The sequence below is a fragment of the Bradyrhizobium elkanii WSM2783 genome (assembly GCF_000472865.1).
In the GTDB taxonomy this organism is placed as follows: Bacteria; Pseudomonadota; Alphaproteobacteria; order Rhizobiales; family Xanthobacteraceae; genus Bradyrhizobium; species Bradyrhizobium elkanii_A.
Window position 1 is genome coordinate 181368 of the sequence record NZ_AXAP01000001.1, and the last position, 24050, is coordinate 205417.

General features: G+C 61.7%; 27 protein-coding genes. All 27 read left to right on the forward strand.

Features of this window, described 5'->3' with window-relative positions:
- Position 1 precedes the first annotated feature (1 nt).
- The 27 genes from flhB to fliR all read left to right on the forward strand — a co-directional run bounded on the left by flhB (position 2) and on the right by fliR (position 24045).
- Positions 2–1078: a flagellar biosynthesis protein FlhB gene (gene flhB, locus YY7_RS0100805; protein ID WP_028161565.1), complete on the forward strand. Its 1077-nt coding sequence runs from the start codon at positions 2–4 to the stop codon at positions 1076–1078.
- A gap of 93 nt (positions 1079–1171) precedes the next feature.
- Positions 1172–1549, forward strand: a complete 378-nt coding sequence (gene flgB / locus YY7_RS0100810) for a flagellar basal body rod protein FlgB (RefSeq protein ID WP_028161566.1) — start codon at positions 1172–1174, stop codon at positions 1547–1549.
- Positions 1550–1560: 11 nt separating this feature from the next.
- Positions 1561–1980 (forward strand): flagellar basal body rod protein FlgC, encoded by a 420-nt coding sequence (flgC, locus tag YY7_RS0100815; protein WP_028161567.1) that lies wholly within the window; start codon positions 1561–1563, stop codon positions 1978–1980.
- Between the two features lie 6 nt (positions 1981–1986).
- Positions 1987–2304: a flagellar hook-basal body complex protein FliE gene (locus YY7_RS0100820; protein WP_028161568.1), complete on the forward strand. Its 318-nt coding sequence runs from the start codon at positions 1987–1989 to the stop codon at positions 2302–2304.
- 9 nt (positions 2305–2313) lie between these two features.
- Complete coding sequence (gene flgG / locus YY7_RS0100825; RefSeq protein ID WP_028161569.1) at positions 2314–3102, forward strand: flagellar basal-body rod protein FlgG; 789 nt, start codon at positions 2314–2316, stop codon at positions 3100–3102.
- A 51-nt stretch (positions 3103–3153) separates the two neighbouring features.
- Positions 3154–3603, forward strand: a complete 450-nt coding sequence (flgA, locus tag YY7_RS0100830) for a flagellar basal body P-ring formation chaperone FlgA (protein WP_035688845.1) — start codon at positions 3154–3156, stop codon at positions 3601–3603.
- Positions 3600–4703 carry a flagellar basal body P-ring protein FlgI gene (flgI, locus tag YY7_RS0100835; RefSeq protein ID WP_210164675.1) on the forward strand — a complete coding sequence of 368 codons (1104 nt, stop codon included), beginning with the start codon at positions 3600–3602 and terminating at the stop codon, positions 4701–4703. The genes flgA and flgI overlap by 4 nt, the downstream gene beginning before the upstream one ends.
- Before the next feature lie 60 nt (positions 4704–4763).
- Positions 4764–5453: a MotE family protein gene (locus tag YY7_RS0100840; RefSeq protein WP_028161572.1), complete on the forward strand. Its 690-nt coding sequence runs from the start codon at positions 4764–4766 to the stop codon at positions 5451–5453.
- On the forward strand, positions 5450–6151 hold the full coding sequence (flgH, locus tag YY7_RS0100845; protein WP_028161573.1) for a flagellar basal body L-ring protein FlgH: 702 nt from the start codon (positions 5450–5452) through the stop codon (positions 6149–6151). Before YY7_RS0100840 ends, flgH begins: the two co-directional genes overlap by 4 nt.
- Before the next feature lie 50 nt (positions 6152–6201).
- Positions 6202–6657, forward strand: coding sequence for a flagellar basal body-associated FliL family protein (locus tag YY7_RS0100850; RefSeq protein ID WP_245287141.1), 456 nt, complete (start codon positions 6202–6204; stop codon positions 6655–6657).
- Entirely contained in the window at positions 6654–7388 is a 735-nt protein-coding gene (gene fliP, locus YY7_RS0100855; protein ID WP_028161575.1) for a flagellar type III secretion system pore protein FliP, read from the forward strand. Before YY7_RS0100850 ends, fliP begins: the two co-directional genes overlap by 4 nt.
- A 424-nt stretch (positions 7389–7812) precedes the next feature.
- A complete protein-coding gene (locus YY7_RS64300; RefSeq protein WP_028161576.1) occupies positions 7813–9063 on the forward strand; it encodes a flagellin in 1251 nt (416 codons plus the stop codon).
- Positions 9064–9192: 129 nt separating this feature from the next.
- On the forward strand, positions 9193–10818 hold the full coding sequence (fliF, locus tag YY7_RS0100865) for a flagellar basal-body MS-ring/collar protein FliF (protein ID WP_155254980.1): 1626 nt from the start codon (positions 9193–9195) through the stop codon (positions 10816–10818).
- Positions 10815–11459, forward strand: a complete 645-nt coding sequence (locus tag YY7_RS0100870; protein WP_028161578.1) for a hypothetical protein — start codon at positions 10815–10817, stop codon at positions 11457–11459. Before fliF ends, YY7_RS0100870 begins: the two co-directional genes overlap by 4 nt.
- A 1-nt stretch (position 11460) precedes the next feature.
- Complete coding sequence (locus YY7_RS0100875) at positions 11461–12828, forward strand: MotB family protein (protein WP_028161579.1); 1368 nt, start codon at positions 11461–11463, stop codon at positions 12826–12828.
- Positions 12825–14012: a chemotaxis protein gene (locus YY7_RS0100880; RefSeq protein ID WP_028161580.1), complete on the forward strand. Its 1188-nt coding sequence runs from the start codon at positions 12825–12827 to the stop codon at positions 14010–14012. Before YY7_RS0100875 ends, YY7_RS0100880 begins: the two co-directional genes overlap by 4 nt.
- Positions 14009–15235 (forward strand): flagellar hook-length control protein FliK, encoded by a 1227-nt coding sequence (locus tag YY7_RS0100885; RefSeq protein ID WP_245287142.1) that lies wholly within the window; start codon positions 14009–14011, stop codon positions 15233–15235. The genes YY7_RS0100880 and YY7_RS0100885 overlap by 4 nt, the downstream gene beginning before the upstream one ends.
- Positions 15236–15278: 43 nt before the next feature.
- Positions 15279–15758 carry a transglycosylase SLT domain-containing protein gene (locus YY7_RS0100890; RefSeq protein ID WP_028161582.1) on the forward strand — a complete coding sequence of 160 codons (480 nt, stop codon included), beginning with the start codon at positions 15279–15281 and terminating at the stop codon, positions 15756–15758.
- A gap of 78 nt (positions 15759–15836) precedes the next feature.
- The gene (locus YY7_RS0100895; protein WP_028161583.1) at positions 15837–17075 is read left to right on the forward strand and encodes a flagellar hook protein FlgE; all 1239 of its coding nucleotides are present in this window, start codon (positions 15837–15839) and stop codon (positions 17073–17075) included.
- Positions 17076–17109: 34 nt separating this feature from the next.
- Positions 17110–18582, forward strand: coding sequence for a flagellar hook-associated protein FlgK (flgK, locus tag YY7_RS0100900; RefSeq protein ID WP_028161584.1), 1473 nt, complete (start codon positions 17110–17112; stop codon positions 18580–18582).
- Positions 18583–18586: 4 nt separating this feature from the next.
- Positions 18587–19630, forward strand: coding sequence for a flagellar hook-associated family protein (locus tag YY7_RS0100905; protein ID WP_028161585.1), 1044 nt, complete (start codon positions 18587–18589; stop codon positions 19628–19630).
- Positions 19631–19668: 38 nt separating this feature from the next.
- The gene (gene flaF / locus YY7_RS0100910) at positions 19669–20016 is read left to right on the forward strand and encodes a flagellar biosynthesis regulator FlaF (RefSeq protein ID WP_028161586.1); all 348 of its coding nucleotides are present in this window, start codon (positions 19669–19671) and stop codon (positions 20014–20016) included.
- A gap of 8 nt (positions 20017–20024) precedes the next feature.
- Positions 20025–20435 carry a flagellar biosynthesis repressor FlbT gene (flbT, locus tag YY7_RS0100915; RefSeq protein WP_028161587.1) on the forward strand — a complete coding sequence of 137 codons (411 nt, stop codon included), beginning with the start codon at positions 20025–20027 and terminating at the stop codon, positions 20433–20435.
- Between the two features lie 17 nt (positions 20436–20452).
- The gene (gene flgD / locus YY7_RS0100920) at positions 20453–20863 is read left to right on the forward strand and encodes a flagellar hook assembly protein FlgD (RefSeq protein ID WP_028161588.1); all 411 of its coding nucleotides are present in this window, start codon (positions 20453–20455) and stop codon (positions 20861–20863) included.
- A 3-nt stretch (positions 20864–20866) separates the two neighbouring features.
- Positions 20867–21133, forward strand: coding sequence for a flagellar biosynthesis protein FliQ (gene fliQ / locus YY7_RS0100925; protein WP_028161589.1), 267 nt, complete (start codon positions 20867–20869; stop codon positions 21131–21133).
- Between the two features lie 78 nt (positions 21134–21211).
- Complete coding sequence (gene flhA, locus YY7_RS0100930) at positions 21212–23299, forward strand: flagellar biosynthesis protein FlhA (RefSeq protein WP_028161590.1); 2088 nt, start codon at positions 21212–21214, stop codon at positions 23297–23299.
- Positions 23296–24045 (forward strand): flagellar biosynthesis protein FliR, encoded by a 750-nt coding sequence (fliR, locus tag YY7_RS0100935; protein ID WP_028161591.1) that lies wholly within the window; start codon positions 23296–23298, stop codon positions 24043–24045. Before flhA ends, fliR begins: the two co-directional genes overlap by 4 nt.
- The last annotated feature ends 5 nt before the right edge of the window (positions 24046–24050 follow it).

The following is a 24050-nucleotide window of genomic DNA, read 5'->3' on the forward strand; positions in this document are numbered from 1 at the left end:
TATGGCCGAGGGACCCGACAAGGAGAGCAAGACCGAAGAGCCGACGGAAAAGAAGATAAGAGACTCCGTCGAGAAGGGCAAAATTCCGGTCTCGCGTGAGGCGTCGATCTTCTCGTCCATGATCGCGTTCCTCATCATCCTGAGCTTCCTTACGGTCGACAGTGTCCGGAAACTGGCATCGACGCTGAGCCGGTTGATCGATGATCCCTCCGGGATTCGCATCCGTAACGGTGCGGATGCATTGGAATTCATGGTGGTTATTGGAAGCAGTTCGGCCGCCCTGCTGCTTCCAATCGTGGTTGTCCTTGCAATAGCCGGACTGGCGGCTTCGTTCCTGCAGAACGCTCCGCGTCTGGTGTTTGAAAGGATAAAGCCCGAGGCCTCACGTATTTCGATTTCTCAGGGATGGGGAAGATTATTCGGCAGTCAGGGGCGCATCGAGTTCCTGAAGGCTGCTTTTAAGTTTTTTGCGATAGGCCTCGTGGTGGCCATCGTATTGCGGGCCGAGGAGGCTGTGGCCGTGAATTCTTTGTTTAGCGACCCGACCGGCGTTCCGGAACTTATCTTGACGACTGCGATGCGGCTCGTATCGGCAATCAGCATTGCCACGATCGTGCTGGTGGCACTCGATCTCGTCTGGGCACGATTCCACTGGCGGCGCGACCTGCGTATGACGCGGCAGGAACTCAAGGACGAATTCAAGCAGGCGGAAGGCGATCCGCTGGTCAAGTCGCGGCTGCGGTCATTGGCCCGCGATCGGGCGCGAAAGTCGATGCTGGCTGCGGTTCCCCGCGCGACGTTGGTCGTGGCCAATCCCACTCACTATGCGATCGCCCTGAAATATCGACATGGCGAAGATGCAGCTCCCACCGTGCTTGCGAAGGGGCAGGATCTCATCGCTCTCAAGATCAGGGAAATCGCCGAGCAGAACAACGTGCCGGTCGTGGAGGACAAGATGCTTGCGAGATCCATGTACGGTGCCGCTCAGGTCGACCGGGTGATTCCGCAAGAGTTCTTTCGTCCAGTCGCCGAGATCATCTATTTCCTGCATTCACGCAAGCAGAAGGCGGGTGTGTGAGAAACGCTTCGCATCAATGGCGGAGATTTCACCAGCCTCGGACAAGTTTGGGTTCGTATACGATCGTCATAGGACCACTGTGACGAGGACGTTGTGGGACCCGTTTATCTCTTCGATCTTGCCTCATCTCACGCGCGCTGGCTGTCGCTTCGGCAGTCCACGATTTCATCGAACGTAGCCAATGCAAATACGCCGGGCTACCGAGCGCAGGATATCGAGCCGTTCGACAAGATACTCGATACCAAAGTCGTGCCGCTCGCAGTCACATCTCCGAAACATATGACCACCGGCTCGCTTGTACGTCCGCAGGGCATGCGCAAGGAGAATAGCTGGGAAGTCGTTCACTCCGGAAACTCGGTGAGTCTCGAGCAGGAAATGCTCAAGGCGGGCGATATCAACAAGGACTATTCGTTGAATGTCGCAATCGTCAAATCGTTTCACCGCATGTTCATGACCGGTGCGAAGAGCTAACGCGAGGCTTGATGATCGATCCGCTGCAGGCATCTGTTCAAATCGCCAGTTCGGGACTTGAGGCGCAGTCGACCAGGATGCGCGTCGTATCCGAGAACATGGCAAACGCCAACTCCACTGGCCGTACGCCCGGTGCCGAGCCCTACCGACGCAAGACCACGACGTTCTCGGCGGAGGTCGATCGCGCGGCGGGCGTGCGGGTCGTGAAGATCAAGGACATCGGCGTCGACCGTGCTCCGTTTCGGGTCGACTACGAGCCAACTCATCCGGCGGCCGGCCAGGACGGCTATGTCAAGCTGCCGAACGTGAACATGCTGATCGAAATGGCGGACATGCGGGAAACCAACCGCTCGTATGAGGCCAATCTGCAGGTGATCAAGCAGGCGAGGTCGATGGTTGCCATGACGATCGATCTGTTGAAGGGGGCATAGTCCATGATGTTGGAAGCGGTTTCGGTTCTAAAAGACATCGCCGGCGTCGTTCGCTCAAGCAGTGTTGCGACGTCCGCGCCGGCGGCGCCGCAGACGGCTCAATCCTCGGTCGGTTTCGGCGGGGTCCTTGAGCAGGTTGCCGCCGACGCCATCGGCACCCTTAAGAACGGGGAGGCTGCGTCGGTGTCGTATATCCAGGGCAAGGTGTCGGCCCAGAGCGTGGTGGAGGCCGTGATGTCCGCCGAGCAGACGCTGCAGATGGCGGTCGCTGTGCGCGACAAGGTCGTGCAGGCGTACCAAGAAGTCAGCCGAATGGCGATCTGAGGATAGCAAATGAGAGCGCTTGCCATCGCGGCGACCGGAATGAGCGCGCAGCAGCTCAATGTCGAGGTCATCGCCAACAACATCGCGAACATCAACACGACATCGTACAAGCGTTCGCGAGCCGAATTCACTGATCTGTTCTACCAGGTCGATCGCATGCAGGGCGTTCCGAACCGCAGCGGCGAAGCTGCGGTCCCCGAGGGGGCCAAGCTGGGGCTGGGCGTTCGGTCGGTGGCCGTGCGAAAGCTGCACTTGCAGGGTGCGTTGGCGCAAACCGGCAATACCTACGATCTCGCCGTCAACGGCAGAGGATGGTTCCAGGTCGTGGGACCGAATGGCGAAACGCTCTACACCCGCGCCGGGGCCTTCAATACCAACGCGGATAGACAGTTGGTGACGGCGGATGGCTATACCGTCGATCCCGCGATCATCATCCCGCAAGGGACGGTCGATGTCACGGTCAATGAATCGGGTCAGGTGTACGCGAAGCTGGACAACGAGGTTAATCCGCGCCTGCTCGGCCAGCTAAATCTCGCGAATTTCGCCAACGAGGCGGGCCTCGATCCGCTTGGCGGCAATCTCTACAAGGAGACGTTGGCGTCCGGCGTTCCGGTCGTTGGCGTTCCCGGCGATATCGGCTTCGGCAAGATCCACCAACACTACCTGGAAAGTTCGAACGTCGATCCGGTGAAAGAGATCACTGAACTGATCTCGGCGCAGCGGTCTTACGAAATGAACTCGAAGGTGATCCAGGCGGCGGACGAGATGGCGTCGACGGTCTCCAAGGGTCTTCGATAGGATTGCAAGCGGAGAAGCGTCTTGAAGCTCGTCAAGTTCGCGCTGGTTTCCATGATCGCGGCGCTCATGCTCGTTGCGAGCGGCGCAGGTGGCGGCGCGATCGCGGAAGAATCCGTGCGCTTGCTCGTGCCGGCAACGGTGATCTATCCGGGCGATGTGATCAAGGACGAGTTGATCATCGATCGCGCCTTCGGGCCGAATATGCCCGGTGCAGCGGCCTTTGCCGCCGACCGGGCATCGCTTGTTGGCCGCGTCGCGCGAAGGACGCTGGTGGCGGGCCAGCCGATCCCGATCAACGCCCTCGAAGAGCAGAAACTCGTGGCGCGGGGCAATGTCGTCAAGGTGATCGTCGAAGATGGATCGCTTTCCATCGTCACCTACGCCTCATCGCTGCAGTCCGGCAGTCCGGGCACCATGATCCAGCTTCGGAACCTCGATACGGGCGTGATCATCAGGGGTATCATCCAGTCGGACGGATCGGTGCGGATTCAAAACGGATGATATTGCGACTTTTATCATTCATCGTCCTGCTCCTTTCCTGCACCGTCGCCGATGCGGCGGTGCGGATCAAGGATATCGCCAACCTGAAGGGTGTGCGGGAAAACCAACTTATCGGCTACGGTCTGGTGATCGGTCTTAAAGGGACCGGCGATACGTTGCGCAATGCCCCTTTCACCGAGCAGTCGCTCCAGTCGATGCTCGACAATATGGGGATCAACATCCGCGGAACGTTGCTGCGGACGCGAAACGTCGCCGCTGTCGTGGTGACGGCCGATCTGCCACCATACGCTACTGGTGGTTCGCGCATGGATGTCGCGCTCTCCTCGCTCGGCGACGCCTCTTCGCTATTGGGCGGCACTCTCCTCATGACCCAACTCCGCGGCGCCGACGGTGAGGTCTATGCCGTTGCCCAGGGAGCCATTGCGGTTGGCGGATATTCGGTCGAAGGTGCCGCGCAGACCGTCAGCCAGGGCGTTCCGACGTCGGGCCGCATTCCAAACGGCGGGCTGATCGAACGCGAGGTGCAGGGCAAATTCTACCAGATGGAATCGCTCATTCTCGAGCTGAAGAATCCGGATTTTGTCACCGCGACGCGAATCATCGACGCGATCAACCACTATGGTCAGGGGCGATATCACGCCAGCATGGCCTTCGAGCGCGACTACCGGTCGATCATATTGTCGCGGCCACGCTCGGTCGCGCCGGTTCGTTTCATCGCCGAGATCGGCGAATTGCTGGTCGAGCCTGACACGCCGGCGCGGGTCGTCATCGACGAACGGACCGGCACCGTTGTGATCGGTCGCAACGTCCAGGTCTCGACCGTCGCCGTCACCCACGGCAATCTCTCGGTTCGGATCACCGAGATGCCGGTCGTTTCCCAGCCTGGGCCATTCGCGCGCCGCGGCGAAACGGTCGTGGTGCCGCAAACGTTCATCGAAGCCGGCGAGAATGGCGCGCAAGTGGCGATCTTGCGTGGAACGGACTTGGAGCGTCTCGTGCGCGGCTTGAACCAGATCGGATTGAAGCCGCAGGGCATCATCGCGATCCTGCAGGCGATCAAGGCGGCGGGCGCACTGCAAGCCGATCTTGTCATCCAGTAGAGTCAGCGTCGCACAAGCTTGAACGTGCAACGCTTCGAACAGATGCTGTACGGGGAGCGGATGGTGAGGCTCGCGACGTTGCTGGGAAGAAGCATGCTGCTTGCGGGCTGTCTTGCGCTCTCCGCGCAGGCGTCGGCATGGGCGCAGCCTGAGCAGAAATTGTCGAAGCCGCTGAACCTGGCCAACTTCGCCAAGACATCGCGCGCGGTGCCGTCCCGCCCTGTTGCCAAGCCGGAGGCGCCGTCCGGCAATTCCCAGCCCGAACTGCCGCTGACGACCGCAACCGTTGCGAAAAATGCAGCGCCTCCATCGGCACCTGGAGAGCCGGCGACAGGCGATCAGCGCGGATCTGACGCTACCGAATTTTGCAAGAACATCACGGATTCTGCGCTGGATGCGCGCGTGGCGTGGCAGCAAAAGCAGCTGGAAGCCTCCGAGGCCAAGCTTCGGGAGCGGATCGCCGAGCTGGAGGCGAAGCGCGCCGAGTACGAGAAATGGCTGAAGCTGCGCGAGGACTTCCTGAAAAAGGCGGAAGACAGCGTCGTCGAGATCTACTCCGGCATGGACCCGGATGCCGCCGCGCGGCAGATCGCCAGCATGGCGGATGAAACCGCGGCGGCCGTGCTCGCCAAGCTTCGGGTGCGGACCGCAAGCGCGATCCTGAACGAGATGGAGACCGGGCGCGCGGCCCACCTCGCCGACACCCTGGCGGGCATGCGACGCCCCGACGACGGGAAGACGAACAAATGAAGGTTCTTCGCTTGCTTTCTCTGTTTCCGGTTCTCGCTCTGGGCGGGTGCATGAACAGTCTCGCCGAAATCAGCCAGGCGCCCTATTTGTCGCCGATCGGCCAGGGCCTGCACGCCGAAGCGCGTGCGGTTCCCGTCGAGCCGCGCAGCCGATACACCGCCGGCTATCATTCGCTCTGGGACGAGCGCAGGGATCTTTACCGCGATCCGCGCGCGGCACGCATCGGTGATCTCCTCACCGTCACCATCTCCATGAACGACAAGGCGACTTTCGACAACAAGACCGACCGGTCGCGGGATTCGAAGACGAAGTTCAGTGCCGACTACCTCGTCGACATTTTCGGCTGGTCGCCCAAGGGACAGGCCAATGGCAACGTCGACTCGCAAACGTCGACCAAGGGAGCGGGCAAGATCGACCGCACCGATGAGGTCAAGTTCTCGGTCGGAGCTGTCGTGGTCGACGTGTTGCCGAACGGCAACCTGCTGATCAGCGGATCGCAGGAAATGCGCGTCAATTACGAACTGCGCATTCTGAACGTTGCCGGCATCGTCCGACCGCGGGACATCGGCCGCAACAACACCATTGCCTACGACAAGATCGGAGAAGCACGAATGTCCTACGGCGGCCGTGGCCGTCTGATGGAGGTGCAGCAGCCGGCGTGGGGCCAGCAGATCTACGACCAGGTCGGGCCGTTCTAGCCGATGGTGCGGCCAGAAGTGGCGAAGCTCGTCAGGCGGCGGAGCGGGGCATGGGAAACGTGATGCAATGGTTGGCCGCGTTGTTGCTGATTACGGTGCTGTCGGCTGGGGCGGGCGGTCTTGCCAGTCTGTATCTCCTGTCCGCCGGGCAGCGGATGGCGGATAGCCAGAAGGAGCCCGCGGAGCGGCCGGTCGCCACCGCATTCAGTCCGACGGCGCGCCTGCGGAAGATCTCGCCGGTAGTGACCAACCTGGCGGCACCGACCGGCACGTGGGTCCGCATGGAGGGGTCAGTCATCACCGATCAGATGAACGAGGAGGAGGCGAGCCTTCTCGCGGCCCGGCTGGGCGAAGACATCGTGTCCTACCTGCGAACGGTGTCGGCGGCGCAAATCGAGGGCGCGCGCGGGCTGCAGTATCTTCGCGAGGATCTCAACGAGCGGGCGGCGGTCCGTTCGGGCGGAAAGGTGCGCGAACTGATCATCGAAACACTGGTCATCCAATGAAGCGCTTCTGCCTCGTCCTGCTCCTGGCTCTTCTCCCCACCGCGGCGGCGGCGCAGATTCCCGATCTGTCCTCGCTGATCCCGCAAGGCGGTGGAAGCGCCAGCGGCCGGATCATCCAGCTCGTGGCGCTGCTCACGGTCCTGTCGCTGGCTCCCGGGCTTCTGATCATGGTGACGAGTTTCACCAGGTTCGTCGTCGCGCTTTCGTTTCTGCGGCAGGGACTCGGATTGCAGACGACGCCGGCAAATATCGTCATGATCAGCCTCGCGCTCTTCATGACTTTCTATGTCATGGCACCGACATTTGACCGCGCCTGGAAGGACGGCGTTCAGCCCTTGATGCAGAACGAAATTTCCGAGCAGGAAGCGTATACCCGTGTGACCGATCCGTTCCGCGATTTCATGCTGGCGCATGTCCGTGAGAAGGATTTGCAAAGCTTTGAAAGCCTGGCGGCCGAAGGCTTCAAGACGCGGCCCGACGGCCAACGGATCGATCTGCGCGTGATCATACCCGCGTTCATGATCTCCGAGCTGCGAAGGGCCTTCGAGATCGGCTTCCTGGTCATCATGCCGTTTCTCGTGATCGACATGGTTGTCGCCACGCTAACCATGTCCATGGGCATGATGATGATGCCGCCGACTGTGTTCGCGCTTCCCTTCAAGGTGCTGTTTTTCGTGCTGATCGATGGATGGAATCTTCTCGCCGTTGGCCTGGTACGATCGTTTCAGTAAAGCATGAACCGGCTTTCCCTCGCCACAAACGCAGCGTTTGCGTGGGAAGATCATGCTTAACAAAGAGATGAGATCGTGATCCGATTTCGTCCAATCGGAACATGATCTGGAGCGTTTTCGAGCGAAGCATCAAGTTTACGCAGATTGCGTAGACTTACTGCGCAGAAAACGCGTCGAAACTAGAATATAGAGCTTCGGTTCTGATGGAATCAGAACCGAAAATGCTCTGGCATGGGAGCCAGCACGGCATCCGGACCGCAAATCTTCGAGCTGCTGTTCAGCTCTAGGTAAGGTTCGGATGCTAGGACGAATGAACGGCAGGTTGGGTGTTCCTTCAACCCCAAAGGCATGATGCCGCCCTGCCGTACCGGTGAAAACCCGGTATGTCCCCCAGATAAACACCTCACACTAAGGGACATAATCAATGTCAAGCTTGATGACCAACTCCTCCGCCATGACCGCCCTGCAGACCCTGCGGACGGTCAGCGCGGGTCTTGCGACCACCCAGAACCGCATCTCCACCGGCTACCGGGTGTCGACGGCCTCCGACAACGCCGCTTATTGGTCGATCGCCACCACGATGCGTTCGGACAATCTGGCTCTGAGCGCCGTGCAGGACGCACTCGGCCTCGGCGCCGCGACCATCGACACGATGTACACGGGCCTGAACGGCACCGTCAGCGTCGTCTCGCAGATCAACTCGAAGCTGGTCGCCGCCCGTACGCCCGGCGTCGATCGCGCCAAGATCCAGAGCGAAATCACCGAACTGCAGAAGCAGTTGAAGAACACCGCCGACAGCGCGGTTTTCAACGGTGAAAACTGGATCTCGGTCGACTCGACCTCCGCGAGCTACAACGCCTCGAAATCCGTCGTTTCGTCGTTCTCGCGTGCCGGCGGCACGGTCAAGATCGACACGCTGTCGGTCAATCTGGACGCGATCAAGCTCTATGACGCGAACCTGGACACCACCTACGCGGCCCAGACCTTCCCGACGGGCGCAACGGCTGCCTATGACTCTGCAACCGACGCCGGTGGCAACATCGTGGTGACCGTCGGCGGCACGGCGACCAACATCGCTGTGGCGAAGAACACCTCCCTGTCGGACATCGCAGCGGCGATCAACAAGCTCGGCATCGACGGCCTGTCGGTCGGCGTCGAGGCGACTGGCGACAAGCTGGCGTTCAAGAGCCGGAACGACGCGGACATCTCGATCGACGCCAGCGTCGCCGGTCTTGGTGCCGCGGTCACGCTGACCGCGCTCGCCGCGCCCGTCGACACCAAGAAGGGCATCCTCGACCAGACCTACGACGCCTACACCGGCACGGCCTGGGAAACCTTCAGCGTCGCGACGCTGGACATCTCGAAGCTCACCGACAGCGCTGCTGACCTCAAGAAGCTCGAGACCTACATCCAGGGTACCCAGGATGCCTTCGCCAAGATCACCGACGCGGCGACCAATCTCGGCGCGATCAAGAACCGCATCGGCCTGCAGCAGGACTTCGTGAAGACCCTGACTGACTCGCTCGATCGCGGTATCGGCCAGCTCGTCGACGCCGACATGAACGCTGAATCGACCCGTCTGCAGGCTCTTCAGACCCAGCAGCAGCTCGGCATTCAGGCTCTGTCGATCGCGAACTCGGGCAGCCAGAGCATCCTGTCGCTGTTCCGCGGCTAGTAGACTCGACCTCGTGACTACGACGGCCGCGACCGACCTGGTCGCGGCCGTTTTGCATGGTTCGCGCCGCGCAACCCTCGGACAAGCTTCACGATCGAGAATCGATTCGGAAGTATGGCAGAGGGTTTGATGGTTAACCGCGAACATGCGCAACGGCTGTGGAACAATCTGCTCGAGCTTGGCCCCAGGCGCCTCACGGTGCTCGCGCTCGTCGGCCTTGCCGTTTTTTTGGGTGTCGGCGGCGGCGCCTATTACCTGAGCCGGCCGGAATTCGATGTGCTTTACACCGGTCTTTCCCGGGAGGACGTCTCGCGCGTCGGCGCGGTGCTGCGCGACTCGAACATTGCTTTCGACGTGAATGCCACGGGCGACACCATCTTCGTGCGACCGGGGCAGACCGCCCAGGCAAGAACGTTGCTGGCGGAGAAGGGTCTGCCGAACAGCAGCAGCGGGGGCTACGAGCTGTTCGACAAGATCGGCTCCCTTGGTCTCACGTCCTTCATGCAGGAAGTCACCCGCGTCCGCGCACTCGAAGGCGAGATCGCCCGTACGATCCAGGTCCTCAAGGGCGTGAAGGCCGCGCGCGTCCACATTGTCATGCCGGCGCGTGGATCGTTCCGGCGCGAGCAGCAGCCGCCTTCGGCATCCGTTGTGATCCGGACCGACGGGGCTGCCGATGCCAAAACGGCTCGATCAGTTCGTCACCTCGTCGCCGCGGCTGTCCCCGGTATGGCGGCCGACAAGGTGACTGTCCTCGACAGCGATGGATCGCTGCTTGCATCCGACGACGAGAGCGCGGCGCCGACGAGCATGGCGAACCTGCAACGCGTCGTCAGTCGACTGATCCAGGAGAATGTCAGCAAGGCGCTGGCGCCCTATCTGGGACTCGACAATTTTGAAGTCAGCGTCGCCACCCAGCTCAGCACGGACAAGCGGCAGACCAACGAGACCGTCTACGATCCGGAGTCTCGCGTCCAAAGATCGGTTCGCGCCGTCCGTGAGAAGGAATCGTCGCAGAGCCTGGATCGGCAGACGCCGACGACGGTGCAGCAGAACCTGCCTGATCAGCAGGTCAATGCGTCCGGTAACAAGAATACCAACGACGAGAAGCAGCGGCGCGAGGACGTTACCAACTTTGAGGTGTCGTCGAAAACGACCACGACCGTGAGCGATGGCTACGTCGTCAACAAGCTGTTCCTGGCGGTGCTGGTCAATCGTCCGCGCCTCCTGGCCAGTCTTGGCGATAAGGCCAGTGATGCGGCCGTGGAAGCAAAGGTCGCCGAGATCAGCCAGCTTGTCGCAACCGCAGCAGGTATTGACCGTCAGCGTGGAGACCAGATCCAGGTATCGGCGGTCGAGTTCATGGAAGGCGCGCGCGACTTCCCGCCGGTCCCTGCGGTCACCTTTACCGAAGTGCTGATGCGCCAGTCGGGTGCCTTCGTCAGCGCCGTCGCAATCGTCGCCGTCGCGGCAATGCTGATCTGGTTCGGCCTGCGGCCCGCGATCAACGCGATCCTCGACTCCCGCTCGACCGAGACCGCCCAGCTCGAGACGGGCGAGACCGCGGCGCTGCTCGGCGGCGAGGGCGGCTCGATGGAGCGGTTCGCGGAAGAGCCGCCAAATCTTGTCCAGGACATATCGAAAAGAGTTCTGCACGCTCCACAGAGGCGGTTGGAGCAAATCATTCAGCTCGATGAGAAGCAGGCGGCGGCGATTCTCAAGCAATGGATTAGGCAGGAGGAGTCGGCAGCATGAGTTCGGAGAAGGTAGCGCGTTTGCTGGCAAGCTTCGATCAGCCGGAGCCGCAGAAGGCTCGTAGCCGCGTCATTCCGTTTGATTACACCCAGCATTCCAGTCCCAAGGCGCCGCCTAGGCCGGCGGCCCCGCCGCCTCCGTCCGCCGAGGACGAGGCGTATGAGCGTGGAAGGTCCGGCGGCTATGCGGCGGCCTTGGCCGAGTTCGAGCAGAAGCTTGCCGACGAGAGGCAGAGGCTGAGCATGCAGCTCGCCGAGGAAAAGCACAATCTGCTGGATGAAATGGCCGCCAAGATTGCCGGCGATATCGCCGAAGCCGGCGCGCAGCTTGAAGCCAAGATCGCCGGGGTGACGGCGCGCATACTTGAGCCGTTCATTTCGAACGCGGTGCAGAAGCAGGCGGTTAACACCTTCGTCGAGCAGCTCGCGTCGGTTGCCTCCGACGTTCGCCGGCCGGCTTTGCGGGTCACATGCCCGCCTGAACTGGTCGAGGTGCTGCGCGGCAAGCTTGCGGCGCGCGCGATTGCGGTGGAGCTTCGGGCCGCTCCGGTGGCGGAGGCTTCCGTCACCGTCGATCAGATCTTCCTTGAAACCCAGATCAAGCTCTGGGCGGAGCGATTGAAGTTCGCGATCCTGAACTGACATGGCCGATCAAGAGAGGGCAGAGCTGATCATCGTTCGACGCCGGGGCAGTCTCGACGGCGAAGAATCGCACAGCAGTGTCTGGAAAATCGCCTATGCCGATTTCATGACGGCGATGATGGCGTTCTTCCTGGTGATGTGGCTCATCAGCGCCACCAACCAGGAAACGCGCGAAAGCGTCGCTAACTACTTCAATCCGATCAAGCTGACGGACTCGACCCCTGACCGCAAGGGTATCAACGATGCCCGGCGCGTCGATCCCGGCAAGGCCGAGGAGGAAGACAGCCTGCGGCCGAAACCCGAACCGGGCAAGTCGACGCAATATTCGCAGCGCCAGGAGCAGGCGCAGCAGGCGTCGCCGCCGCGTTCTGGTGAAGCGGCGCTGTTCCGCGATCCTTACGCGGTGCTGTCGGAAATTGCCGGCGGTCCGCCGCGGATCGCGGAACTGGGCACTGCGCTGGATTCGACCCGCAAAGAGGGGTGGAAGGGTGGCGAGGCGTTCAAAGACCCGTTTGATCCTGTCTACTGGCCCATGGGGTCGTCGGCGCCGCTGGAAAAGAAGGGGTCAGGCAGCAAGGAGCTTGGCAATCTGCCGTTCGACAGTGACGCCACGGCGCTCAGTGAAGGAAAAGGTCCGCGCCCGTCGGAAGGAAAACCGGACGCCACAGCGGCTCCCATTCAGGGGTCGGATTCAGCCAAGGGATCCCCCGCGCCGACCGAAAAGCAGGATATGGCAAAGGCGACTGGCCTGTTCGCCGACGATGACTCCATGAACGATCCGGCCGCCAATCGCTCGTCGCGGGCGCAAGGAGAGAAGGGCTCGACCTCGCCCGCAGGAGACAAGGGCGCGACCGCTCCTCCAGGAGATAAAGGCTCAGCCACTCCGCAAGCCGAAAGCAAGTCTGTGCAGAGCGAGGCGGCCAAATTGCAGGCTGCCATCTCCGCCGCTCTTGCGCCGCTCGGATCGGCGCGTCCAGTTGCCGAGGTCCGCGAGAGCAATGAGGGCCTCCTCATCAGCCTCACCGACGATGTCAATTACGGCATGTTCGCCACCGGCTCGGCCGAACCAACCGCTGGCCTCGTGCGGGCCCTCGACAAGATCACGCCCTTGATATCGCAAAGCCAGGGTCCGGTGATTGTACGCGGCCATACCGATAACCGCCCCTATCGATCGTCGGAATACGATAATTGGAGATTGTCGACCGCGCGCGCTCACATGGCTTATCACATGCTGATACGCGGCGGACTCGATGCCCGGCGCGTCGACCATATCGAAGGTTTTGCCGATCGCCGCCCGAAAAATCTGAACGATCCGTCGGCCGCCGAGAACCGGCGCATCGAGCTCTTGATCCGCGCTCCTTTGCCATGAACCGCGTGGGAACCATCGCCGTCGCGCTGGTCGTTCTGGTCGGCGCAGCCCGAGCGGAAGAGGCTGAAGCGCCGCCGCGCGAACCCTATCAGATGATCCGGACGCTCCACGCTTTGCAGGATGACATCGCGCGCGGAAGCCTGGAGGCGCATAATGCGCAGCCGGCCCTGCTCAAGCGACTGGGCGAGGAGTTTCAGAAAGTTGATCCGTCCGTCTGGAAGGAGCCGAGAAACTCGCGCGCCGTGGTGACCTTCCTGCTGAGCGGAGGATCGCCCCAGGTGGTCGATGGGCTGCGCTCCCGGAAACTGCTCGTTCTCGATGAGGCGATCCTGGATGGCGCGATCGCCTATGTGGAAGGTCGGGCGGAGGACGCCAAGGCACGGCTTGGGAACATACATGCGCGCGACTTGCCGCCGACCATCGCGGCCGAAATTGCGCTGGTGCAGTCCGCGCTCGTGGCGCAGGCCGACCCGAAAGCCGCGATCGAACGGCTCGATGACGCCAGACTGCTGATGCCTGGAACGCTGGTCGAGGAGGCCGCGCTGCGCCGCGAGATCTTCGTCGCCGGCCAAGTTGACGATTTCGACAAGTTCGAAGCGCTGGCTCAGAGATATTTCCGACGTTTCCGGCATTCGATCTATGCGGGGAATTTTCGACAACGCCTCGCAGTGGCCGTCGCGCGCTTCAGCTTCGTGCAGCAATCGGATCGGTTTCCCCGGCTCGTCGCCTTGCTCGATCAACTCGACGACGCCGGCCAGCGCGCCCTGTATCTGCTGATCGCGCGCACCGCGCTGGTGCGCGGCAAGGTCGAAATGGCGGATTTGGCGGCAGAGCGCGTGCTGGGGCTTACGGACGAGGGGAGTTCCGAGCGCGAGCGTGCGCGCTTTTATCGCGCGGCCGCGCGCGTGGTGACAAACGCGCATGACCAAGCGCTTTTGGATCTGCAGAAGATCGAGGTTGGCCGGCTTCCCGAACGAGATGCCGAGTTGCTGAAGGCAGTGCTCGCGGTTGGACGCAATGTCAAAAAGGCGCTCCCCGCAGCGCCGGCACAACAGGACCAGCCAGGCGAGGCGCAGACGTCGATGCGCCCGCGGATCGACTTCGGCCGCTCGCTTGCGGCCGTCAATCGGGCGCAAGTCCTTCTCGACGAATCGAAAGAGCAATTGAAGGAGCGAGCTCGATGAACAAGACCGACCCTTTGATGGCAATGATCCGCCAGCTCACCGGTGGCAAGGCGGCTTCGCGCCTCGCTCCCCAGAACGCGATGCTCGCCAAGGACCACAAGGGGAAGGCCGAGGACAGCAAGGGTGACGCCGGGCATTTCCGTGAGCAGCTCCGAGTGATCGCGCAGGGAGCGAAGCAAAAGCCGCTCGATATCAAGCCGCAGCTCGACGCCAAAAGTGTCGATATGGAGCCGGCGCAGGATCCTGAGCCGTCCAATCCCCTCGCTGAAGTGCTGGACCATGTTGCCGGTCGGCCCAAGGATCGGACCCGCCAGCAGCCGCGTGAGACGTCCTCGCACCAACCGGGCGGAGAAATCACCGCGCCTGCTCCGGAATGGCGTACGCCCGAGGCTGCACTCAGCTCCATGATTTCCAGGCTCGATCAGCCACTCTCTCCGCGGGATGATGGCGATGCTCCGCTCCCAGCCCGGTCGCAAGCCCGGGTCGAGCAGCGCGCGGAGCTGCTCACGCCGGGTGAGCCAAAATCTCCGAAGGTCGATGTCCCCGAGCAGCGCTTTGCATCATCGGTCAGTGCGATCGAGACGCGGACCCTGCCGACAGTGAAGGTCGCGGTGCGCGAACAGGAGACGCATTTCCAGCCCGTCGGCCAGCCGACGCTACTGCAGAAGATCGTCGATCGCATCGCTCCTGATCTGGCATCGGCGCAGGCCCCAGCCCCCACGGCTGCGCCCGATTTCACACCTCCGGACATGCGTCGGGGGCCGGATGCGCCGATCAGGATGCTGACGCTGCAGCTCGATCCGCCCAGCATGGGTACGGTGACGGTGAGGATGCGCCTGGCCGGCGATGCCGTCGAGGTAAGGCTGCTGGCGGATCAGCCAGAGACAACGGAGCTGCTGCGCAAGGATCGCGGCGTTCTGACGGATGCGATGCGGTCCGCCGGCTATACGTTCGAAATTGCCTCGATTGACCATAGCAGTGCGCGCCATCCGACGTCGAGCGGCGGCCAATCGCACGCACAATCGGACCAGCAATCGTCGCAGCAGCAGCCCCAGGGCGGATCGCAGTTCAACAACGGCGCCTCGGAGCGTCAGTCGAGCGATGCGCAAGCCGGGACACGTCACAACAGGCAGCAGGGCCATGACCAGTTCATCACGCCAACCGAGCGTCGTCAGGATGAAGAGGTTGCGGTCGATCGCAGTGGCGGTGCTGTCTATCTGTAGCCTGTCCACCCTCGCACGTGCCGACGGGCTCTGCGAGCGTGAGATGGCGCGTGCGGCGCGTGCTCACGGCGTGCCGCTCGGGGTATTGTATGCAGTGGGCCTGAGCGAGACGGGACGCAAAGGCGTCCTGCACCCTTACGCGCTCAATATCGACGGCAGGACAGCCATGGCCAGCGACCTCCGGGATGCCGTTGCCCAGTTCCGCGAGGCCAAGAGCAAGGGCGCCAAGCTGGTCGATCTCGGTTGCATGCAGATCAACCATCACTATCACGGGCGCGAGTTCGCCAGCGTCGAGGCGATGTTCGATCCGGTGAAGAACGTCGACTATGCGGCGCGCTTTCTCAAGGAATTGCGCGCGCGGGAGGGGAGCTGGACCATGGCGGTCGCCCGCTACAACGCAGGTCCAAACAATACGGTCGCGCAACGGCGCTACATTTGCAGCGTGATCGGAAGCCTGGTGGCGAGCGGCTTTGGAGCGTGGACGACCGGCGCGCGCGCATACTGCGGCGAGCGCGCGACCTGAGCTAGAGGAATGCGCTGCAGACAGCCTCACGCAAGCAAGACCGCCTTTAATGGCATTCACTCAGAATGGAGATGATTGATGAGTCTGTATGGTGTTATGCGCACCGGTGGCTCCGGCATGAATGCGCAGTCCAACAAGCTGTCGACGGTTGCCGACAACATCGCGAACGTCAACACCACAGGCTACAAGCGTGCCGCCACCGAATTCTCTTCGCTCATTCTGAGGAGCGGGTCCGGCAACTACAATTCCGGCAGCGTCGAGACGAATGTCCGCTATGCCATCTCCGATCCCGGAGCTCCGCAGTACACGACATCGGCCACGGATATGATGATCCAGGGCAACGGATTCTTTGTCGTGACCGACGCTGGGGGCACGCCGTTCCTGACCCGCGCTGGTTCCTTCGTGCCGGATGGCGAAGGCAATCTGGTCAACGCGGCGGGCTTCTATTTGATGGGCTATAACGTCAAGAACGGTCCGCCCAACGTTGTCGCCAATGGTCTGACCGGCCTGGACGTCGTCAACATCGCACAAAGGTCGCTTCAGGGTAATCCTTCGACGAGGGCGACACTGGAGAGTGCCAATCTCGACGCCAACGCAGCCACTACCGCGGGGCCGCCCGCCTATACGTCCAAGACCTCGATCGTCACCTACGACAATATCGGGAACAAGGTGACCCTCGACGTCTACATGTTCAAGACGGCAGCCAACACCTGGGACGTGCGCGTGTATGACAATGCTGCATCGACGGCCGGCGGTTTCCCCTATTCAAGCGGGCCGCTGGATTCCGATACGTTTACCTTCGACGTCAGCGCGACCGGAAAAGGCAAGCTGGATGCGGCCAGCCCCACCACGCTCGCGTTTACAATCCCGGGCGGCTCGCCGTTCACGCTCGATCTTTCGGCGATGACGCAGGTCGCCAAGGAGTTCGCCTTCAAGCCGAGCGTCAACGGCAACGCTCCGAGCTCGATCGACAAGGTGGAGGTCGATACCGACGGCACCCTGTATTCGATCTATACCGACGGGACGCGGCTTGCCACCTATAAAATCCCGCTTGCGACGGTGCCGAGTCCGGACAATCTCATGCCGGAGGCCGGCAACGTCTACTCGGTCGGGATCGACTCCGGCAACGTGCAACTCGACTTCGCCGGGCGGAGCGGCCTGGGCACCGTCAAGTCGGAGGCGCTCGAGCAGTCCAACGTCGATCTTGCGGCCGAGCTGACATCGATGATCGAGTCGCAGCGCGGCTATACCGCCAATTCAAAGGTCTTCCAGACCGGTGCCGATCTGCTCGACGTGCTGGTCAATCTGAAGCGCTAAGCGGCGTCAGCGTATCATCGGGACGGGGGGTCTCATGTCACTCACGGTCGCACTCAGCTCGGCGCGCACGTCGCTCATGACGACCAGCGCGCAGGCTTCCGTGATATCGCGCAATATCGCCGGTTCCATGCAGGACGGCTATTCGCGAAAGAATGTGCTGGTCGCGTCGCTGCCGGGAAACGGGGTCTATGTTGCCGGCATCCAGCGCGCCACCAGTCAGGGGCTGTTCTACAATGTGCTGAAGGCGGCCTCTTCCACCGCCAAGCAGGATTCGATCTATAACGGCCTGCAGAAGATCGCGGCGACAACCGTTGACGACCCGCAGCAGGACCAGTCGCCGGCCGCTCAACTTGCCAAGCTGAAGAGCGCCCTGCAGCAATATGCGACGGCGCCGGACAATATCACGCTCGCGCAAGCGGCGGTAACGGCGGCCAAGGGCGTCGCCTCGGCACTCAATGACGCGACGAAGACGGTTCAGTCGGTGCGCGCCGATGCCGATGCCGACATGGTGACATCGGTCTCGACCATCAACCAGCTGCTGGCCCAGTTCGAGACGGTCAATACATCGATCGTCAAGGGGACCATCACCGGAAGCGATGTCACAGACTACCTCGATATGCGGGACAACATCCTCTCCAAGCTTTCGCAGGAGGTGGGCGTAACGGTCGCGACCCGTGCCAACAACGATATGGTCATCTACACGGATTCGGGCGTTACGCTGTTCGAGACCAAGGCGCGATCGGTCACGCTTGCCCCGACCAATGCTTACACCGCCGGCACCACCGGAAATGCGGTCTATATTGACGGCGTGCCCGTCACCGGCGCGTCTGCCGTGATGCCGATCCATGGCGGAAAGCTAGCGGGCCTTGCCGCGCTCCGCGACGATTCCACGGTCACCTATCAAAACCAGCTCGACGAAATCGCGCGCGGCCTGATCGAGACGTTCAGGGAGAGCGACCAGACCGCGGCGGCGCTGCCCGACGTGCCCGGCCTTTTCACCTATCCGGGAGCGCCGGCCATGCCGCCGGCGGGTGTGATATCCTCGGGGCTTGCCGGCACCATCTTCGTCAACCCGTCGGTCGATCAGGGCGCCGGCGGCAATCCGCTGCTGCTGAGGGACGGTGCGATCTCCGGCAACGTGGCTTATCGCTACAACACGAGCGGCGCCGCCGGTTTCTCGACTCGGGTGCAGCAGCTTGTGGATGGGATGGCGGCAAACCGTCCGTTTAATCCGGCGGCTCTCGGGAAGCCGAATGCGAGCTTGATCGACTTCGCCGGCTCGTCGGTGAGTTGGCTGGAAGCCCAGCGCAAGAGCACGAACGATGAAGCGACCTACAGTCAAACGCTGCTTGAGCGCAGCGCGGAAGCGCTGTCCAACGTCAGCGGCGTCAATATGGACGACGAAATGTCGTTCATGTTGCAGGTCGAGCGCACATTTTCTGCGTCGTCGAAGCTGATCGCGACGATCGACGAGATGTTGAAAGACCTTCTCGCGGCGGTGAGGTAACGGTATGGCTACGACGTTCATTTCCTCCAACTCGATCTCGACCACGTTGCGCATCGCGGCCATGAAGAGCCAGACCGCAATCGCACAAGCGACAAAAGAGGCGACGACAGGCCGATTCGCCGATGTCGGCCGCGAGCTCGGCGCTCTCACCGGTCGTGATGTGACGCTCAGGGCCGAGCTGCTCGATCTCGACAAGCTGGTGGACACCAACGCTCTTGTCGCCGGACGGCTCGACATATCGCAGCAGCGAGTGGGCGAGTTGATCAATACCGCGCAATCCTTCCAGAAGGACCTGTTTGCAGCGCGCAATTCTGCCAATGGCGGCAACGTCATCCTCACGCCGTCGCGCGCCAACCTCGACGCCCTGATAGGGGCGCTGAATGTCACAACGGATGGCCAATATCTGTTCGGCGGCATCAATACCGGCGTGCAACCGATCACCGGCTACGCGGCCGGCTCGACCAACAAGAATGCCGTCGATGCCGCGTTCCTGGCAAATTTCGGTTTCACGCAAAGTGATCCGGCGGTCTCGAGCATCAGCGCCGCAGCGATGCAGAACTTCCTGGATACCACGTTCAAGGCGCAGTTCGACGATCCGGCCTGGGGGGCAAACTGGTCGTCCGCTTCCGATCAGGTGATGCGGAGCCGCATCTCGACGACCGAAACCATCGACTCGTCAGCCAGCGCCAACGAGCCCGGATTTCGCAAGCTCGCGATGGCCTACACGATGCTGAGCGACCTCGGCACGCAGAACCTCAACCAGAACGCGTTCCAGGTGGTGATCGACAAGGCGACCGAAATTATCGGTGCTGCGATCAACGACCTGGCCGGTGTCGGCGCCAAACTGGGAACTGCCCAGGAGCAGACGACCAACGCCACGAGCCGCCTGAAGATCCAGACCGATCTGATCACCAAGCAGGTCACGGCTATGGAGGAGGTCGATACGGCTGAGGCATCTGTTCGCGTCACGAACCTGAAAAACCAGTTGGACATGTCGCTGGCGCTCACGTCTCGCATTCAGCAGCTCAGCATCCTCAACTATCTCTGATCTGCGATCCCGTCAGTAACCAGCCGGCTGCGAGTTAGATGACATTTTCCAGTTACGACGCGGTAATCGAGGACTCTGGGCGGGAGGCGCGCTCCCGGGAACAACGGGCCCTGAGCCACGGGATCGATCTGCTGAGGCGTCTGCAAGGCGGCGATCTTGCACCCCCGGAGGATGCCGAGGCGCTGTTGTTCATTCGAAGGCTCTGGGCGTTCTTCGTGGAGGACCTTTCGAGCGCCCGCAATGGGCTTCCGGAAAAGTTGCGCGCCGAGCTTATCTCGATCGGCCTGTGGATCATCAGGGAAGCAGATAGAATTCGGCAGGAAGAATCCTGCGACGTCGCGGAGCTTGTCGAGATCAACGTCATTATTCGAGACGCGCTCGCATGAAGAAGCCGATCTGTATTTCGCTGCGCGGCGGTGAGCGGATCTATATCAATGGCGCGGTGTTGAGGGTCGATCGCAAGGTGACCCTTGAGCTGATCAATGACGTGACTTTTCTGCTCGAGAGCCAGGTCATGCAGGTCACGGACGCGACAACACCGTTGCGCCAGCTCTATTTCGTCGTCCAGCTCATGCTCATGAGCCCGCACGACGTCGAAGAGGCGAAAGCGGTCTATCGGCTGCAGCGGTCCGGGCTGCTCGCAGCCACCGAAAACACAGAGATCCTGGACGGCCTGGAGCAGATCGAGAAGCTGGTCGAATCGAAACGATACTATGAGGCTTTGCGCAGGATTCGCGCTCTGTTCGAGATCGAACAGCTGATCCTGGCTGGCGGCGGCCTGCCGCGGCCCGTCGAAGTCGCGTAAGACATCAGGAGGACGATATGAACGTTGACGGCGTGGGTTCTGCAAACTCGGCGGCGAACAAGAAATCGGAATCCTCGTCCGCGCCGGCGACGGTGGATTACAATCAGTTCTTGCAGCTACTGGTCGCGCAGTTGAAGAACCAGGACCCGACCAGTCCGACGGACACGTCGCAGTACGTGGGTCAGTTGGCGCAGCTATCCGCCACCGAACAGGCGATACAGACGAATGCCAAGCTCGACACGCTGCTGTCCTCCAGCGCATTGGCCCAGGCCGAAAGCCTGGTCGGACGCACGGTGTCATTCACCAGCTCCGAAGGCGAGGCTATCAAAGGCAAGATCATGTCTGTGCGAATCATCCAGGGCGGAGCCGTCGCGACACTCGAGAACGGTGTCGACGTGCAGCTTGGGCCGGGCCTGACGATCAGCTAAGCGATGAACGAACGGGACGCTCTCGACATCGTCCAGCAGGCGATCTGGACCATCATCGTGGTCTCTGGCCCCGCGGTCGGGGCCGCAATGATCGTCGGTATCCTGATTGCGCTGCTGCAGGCACTGACCCAGGTGCAAGAGATGACGTTGACCTTTATCCCCAAGATGGTGGTCATGCTGATCGTGGTCGCCGTCTCCGGCTCGTTCATCGGCGCGCACATTTACGCCTTTACCGAACTGCTCTACTCGCGGATCGAGCACGGATTCTGAAGCGGGACGCTGCGGCCAACACCTTCGCGCAAGCTAGGCGCTGCAAGGTGCCGATATGATGGTGTCCCAGGAATCTCCATGGCCCAAGCACTAAGCCCAGCTCTGCCGAGCGAGCGTCGGATGGGTGCCGACGTTGCTTTTGCGGTCGGCATCGTCGCCATCCTGACGATGCTGGTCCTGCCGGTTCCATCGGTCCTGATCGATGTCGGTCTCGCCTTCTCGATCGCGCTTTCGGCGCTGATCCTGATGGTGGCGCTGTGGATTCAGCGCCCGCTGGATTTTTCGGCCTTCCCGACGGTGCTCCTGATTGCAACCATTCTTCGCCTCGCGCTGAACGTGGCGACAACCCGGGTGATCCTGTCGCGCGGGGCCGAGGGAGAGCACGCGGCCGGCTATGTGGTGGCTGGTTTCTCGAAGTTCGTGATGGGCGGCGACTTTGTCATCGGGCTGATCATCTTCGCTATTCTTGTCACGGTCAATTTCGTCGTCATCACCAAGGGCGCCACGCGTATCGCGGAGGTCGGCGCGCGCTTCACGCTCGATGCGATCCCGGGCAAGCAAATGGCGATCGATGCGGATCTGTCCGCGGGGCTGATCGACGACAAGGAAGCGCAGCGTCGGCGCAGGGAGCTGGAGGAGGAAAGCGCCTTCTTCGGCGCAATGGACGGCGCCTCGAAATTCGTGCGCGGGGATGCCATCGCCGGGCTGATCATCACCGCGATCAACATATTCGGCGGCATCGTCATCGGCGTGGTTCACCATGGCCTTCCGTTGGCGCGGGCGGCAGACGTTTTCACCAAGCTTTCCGTCGGTGATGGTCTGGTCTCGCAGATCCCGGCGCTGATCGTCTCCCTTTCGGCTGGCCTGCTTGTTTCGAAAGGCGGCACACGGGGATCGGCGGAACAGACGGTGCTCAGGCAGCTCGGCGGCTATCCGCGCGCGCAGTCGGTGGCCGCGCTCATGATGTTCGTTCTGGGAATGCTGCCGGGCCTGCCACTGCTGCCCTTTGCTTTCCTGGGCGGCGTGATGGCATTCATGAGTTACGCGCTTCCCCGCCGGCAGGCGGCGAGACGGCAGCAGGAGGAGGTGCTTGCGGCGCAGGAGCGCGAACGATCGCAGGCCGACTCGAAAGAATCGATCAAGGAATATCTGAAGACAGCGGACGTCGAGCTCTGCGTAGGCAGCCAGCTTGCGGTTCAAATGCTGCATGCGCACGGGGAACTTTCGCATCGCGTCAGCAAGATACGGCGCCGCTTTGCGACCCAATACGGGTTTGTGATTCCCGAAATCAAATTGACGGACGACATGTCCGTCGGGCCGAAGAGCTACCGCATCAAGATACACGGCACTATCGTGGCGCAGCATGAGCTTCGCATCGGCGAGGTTCTGGTGCTCTTCGATGGTGTTCGTAAACCGGACGTGCCGGGCGACGAGACGGTGGAGCCGGCCTTCGGCATGAAGGCGATGTGGATACCTGAGACGTTCCTCGAAGAGGTCAGACGGGATGGTTTCAAGGTTGCGGACAACATTTCCGTCCTTCTCACCCACTTGAGCGAAATCATCCGTGGCAATCTGGCGCAGCTTCTTTCCTACAAGGACATGCGGGCCCTGCTGGATCGGCTCGACCCCGAGTACAAGCGGCTCATTGAGGATATCTGCCCGTCGCAAATCTCCTATTCGGGCCTGCAGGCGGTCCTCAAGCTGCTGCTTGCTGAGCGCATCTCGATCAGGAACCTGCATCTGATTCTCGAAGCCGTTGCGGAAATCGCGCCGTTTATCCGCCGCGCCGAACCTATCGCGGAGCACGTTCGCATGCGCATCGCGCAGCAGATCTGCGGTGACTTCGCCGACAACGGGGTGCTCAAAGTGCTGCGGCTCGGAAATCGCTGGGATCTCGCATTCCATCAAAGCCTCAAACGCGATGCCAAGGGCGAGATCGTGGAATTCGACGCCGATCCTCGCCTTGTCGAGCAGTTCGCGGCGGATGTTACGACCGCGGTTCGAAAGGCAATGGGGCAGGGCGAAAGCGTCGTGCTCGTCGCGCCCCCGGAAGTTCGTCCATATGTTCGCATGATTACGGAGCGGGTGTTCCCGACCCTGCCGGTGTTGTCGCACGTCGAGATCGCGCGCGGTGTCGAGGTGAAGTCGCTTGGAGCAATTTCTTGATCGCGAGCGCATCAGGCTCCGTGCTGGCCACATTTCTGATCTTCTGCCGGGTCGGCACATGCTTGATGATCGCGCCGGGATTTTCGCGTTCCAACATTCCGGTGCAGGTCCGGCTGTTCATGGCCATCAACGTCACGCTGATGCTGGCGCCCTTGCTGGAGGCGAGCGTACGCCCTGTCGTGGAGACAACCGCGATGGCGGCCATCGTCCGTGCGATCATGTCGGAGCTGGTGATCGGCCTCCTGATTGGCCTGACCGCCGCGGTGTTCTTTTTCGCCCTGGAAACAATGGCGACGATGGCGGCATCCGCGATCGGGCTCAGCGGAATACCCGGAACGATGGAAGACGGTCAACAGATGCCGGCCCTCGTGCCATTCATCACATTGCCGGCGATCGTCCTGTTCTTCATGACCGGTCAACATTGGGAGCTGCTCCGCGGTCTCATTAACTCCTATCGAATCTGGACGCCGGCGGTCGGCATCAGCGGCGAGACCGGGCTCTCCGAGCTCACCGATCATCTTTCACAAGCGTTCGTCCTGGCACTCAGGGTGGCCAGCCCGTTCATCGTTTACGGCGTCATTGTCAACCTCGCGCTCGGGCTCGCCAACAAGCTGACGCCAAGCATTCCCGTCTATTTTATTTCGCTGCCTTTCGTGGTCTTCGGCGGCCTTATGCTGGTCTATCTGACCAGTCGCGAACTCGTGCTGCAATTCACAATCGCATTTTCATCGTGGCTGGCCGGTTGATCGAC